Raw genomic sequence first — 2,026 nt, forward strand, 5'->3', positions numbered from 1 at the left:
AAGGAGAAGGCGCAAGAACTCGGTTATCAATTTATCCTCGATGGATCGAACCTGGACGACCTCGATGATATCCGCCCGGGCCGTAAAGCGGTTGAAGAACTCGCCGTCCGTTCGCCATTGCTTGAAGCCGAACTGACCAAAAATGATATCCGGCTACTGAGCCGCGATCTCAATCTGCCGACTTGGCACAAGCAGCCTTTCGCCTGTCTCTCTTCCCGGTTCCCCTACGGCACCGAAATTACCCCGGAGCGGCTTCTCCAGGTCGGGCAGTGCGAAACATTTCTCAGACACAACCGGATCCGCAATTACCGGGTCCGCTACCACAATGAAACAGCCCGGATCGAGGTCGCCCCGGATGAAATCGGGAAATTCATCGACCCGGAGTTCCGCCAGGCCGTGGTTAAGGAATTCAAGACAGCCGGTTTCACCTATGTTACCCTTGACCTTGAAGGATATCGGACCGGAAGCATGAACGAGGTCCAGCCATAATCGATAAACTGATGGAAACGTTTTCGCAGGCGACCTTGCTGCAGGCTGTATTGAATTTTTGACAGAGGACTTTCCATGAAACGCACATCTGCTCTTATCTGTGTTTCGTTCTGTGCCGGCCTGCTCGCCGCAATCGTCAGCACCGCATTTGCCTGGCTCTGTTCAAATTACGGTATAACAGATCTGGCCGGCGTTACCATGCGGGCCAGCTTCAACAGCAAAGCCCTCTATCCCCTGATGATCTGTGGCGGCATCTGGGGGCTCTGTTATTCCCTGACGATTATTCATATCCGCAGCCGCCGGCATTGGGTTCGCAAAGGGCTGCTGATCAGCATCCTGCCGAGCCTCTACCAGCTTCTGGTCGTCTATCCCTATCATACCTCCCATGGCACTCTCGGCACCCAACTCGGGGTACTGACACCCCTCTTTGTCGTTCTCTTTAATCTGGTCTGGGGAGTTTCCATCGGTATCTTCGCCCGGCTCCTCTGGGGCAAATCGTGACCTCCAGGTTCCTCCTTCTTTTCGTTCTTTTCCTCCTGCTGCCCCGGCTGCTGCCTGTCGCTGCCGCGGACCTGTCCGGCAGAGTCACCTGGATTTACGACGGCGATACGATCAAGGTTGAAAATATCGGCAAGGTCAGGCTGGTCGGCATTGATGCGCCTGAGCATAAAGATTCGGGAAGGGATTCCTATTATCTCCGTCAAGGCATCCGTCGCGCCCGGTTGCGCCAGGTTTCAAAGGAGGCCCTCACGTTCCTGATCGAAACGGTGAAGGGCAAATACGTGACCCTCGAGACCGATAATGAGACCCGCGATCGACACGGTCGCCGACTCGCTTATGTTTATCTGCCCGACGGCACTCTGCTCAATCAACAGTTGATCGCTGAAGGCTATGCGGCCGTCTACCGCAAGTTTGATTTCCGGATGAAGCAACAATTCATCGCCACTGAAAGAACTGCACAGAAAAACGGGCTCGGCCTCTGGCAACCGTAGGCGATCGGCAAGTGAAGGGATGTTCCTTTGATGGTTCAGATTGTGACAGTTCAGGATCGAATGCAGCAGGACTACAGTTATGAACTGGTGGCTCCGGAGGGTGAAGGGTTCCACCCCGACTTCAAACCGGAATTGACGCCGAAACAGATGCTCGAACTCGGAGTCTTTGGCGGCAAGTACATGACCGACTGCCGTGACGAATTTCCGGCCGACTGGTTCGAGAACGCCCGGCTCTCACCTCAGCGCCACGATCCCGAGCTCAACTTCTTCGGCGTCAACGCGTCCAAACCACTCTCCTACTGGCGGCAAAAGGGCTGGATTTACCCGGAAGATCCCCGCGGCTGGTTTCAGTGGTACTGCCGCTACTATCGCGGTAGACGATCACAGGATGACGAACGCCAGATCAAACGATGGAAAGCCATGACGCGCCACATCGCCCAGCTCAAAAAAAATTGCCAGCCGGGCGATCTCAACTGCCGCCGCAAGCAGCGCCAGGCCCTGTTGCACTGGGCTTACGATTCGCGAAAATACTGAACAATAAAAAA

At 55.0% G+C, this 2,026-nt stretch carries 4 protein-coding genes; all 4 read left to right on the forward strand.

The genetic code is table 11. From position 1 onward, the window contains the following. The coding region (locus C0623_14625) for a TIGR00268 family protein (GenBank protein PLX97731.1) at positions 1-489 on the forward strand (489 nt) is incomplete at its 5' end. A gap of 75 nt (positions 490-564) precedes the next feature. Next, the gene (locus C0623_14630) at positions 565-990 is read left to right on the forward strand and encodes a hypothetical protein (GenBank protein ID PLX97732.1); all 426 of its coding nucleotides are present in this window, start codon (positions 565-567) and stop codon (positions 988-990) included. Next, complete coding sequence (locus C0623_14635) at positions 939-1,481, forward strand: nuclease (GenBank protein PLX97733.1); 543 nt, start codon at positions 939-941, stop codon at positions 1,479-1,481. Before C0623_14630 ends, C0623_14635 begins: the two co-directional genes overlap by 52 nt. Before the next feature lie 30 nt (positions 1,482-1,511). Beyond that, positions 1,512-2,015 carry a hypothetical protein gene (locus C0623_14640; protein PLX97734.1) on the forward strand — a complete coding sequence of 168 codons (504 nt, stop codon included), beginning with the start codon at positions 1,512-1,514 and terminating at the stop codon, positions 2,013-2,015. Positions 2,016-2,026: the final 11 nt, after the last annotated feature.

The organism is Desulfuromonas sp., assembly GCA_002869615.1.
Taxonomy (GTDB): Bacteria; Desulfobacterota; Desulfuromonadia; order Desulfuromonadales; family UBA2294; genus BM707.

What these genes read in the sequence shown, in the direction of transcription:
- C0623_14630 (PLX97732.1), top strand. Translation starts at nt 565, where the DNA reads ATGAAACGCACATCTGCTCTTATCTGTGTTTCGTTCTGTGCCGGCCTG.
- C0623_14640 (PLX97734.1), top strand. Translation starts at nt 1,512, where the DNA reads ATGGTTCAGATTGTGACAGTTCAGGATCGAATGCAGCAGGACTACAGT.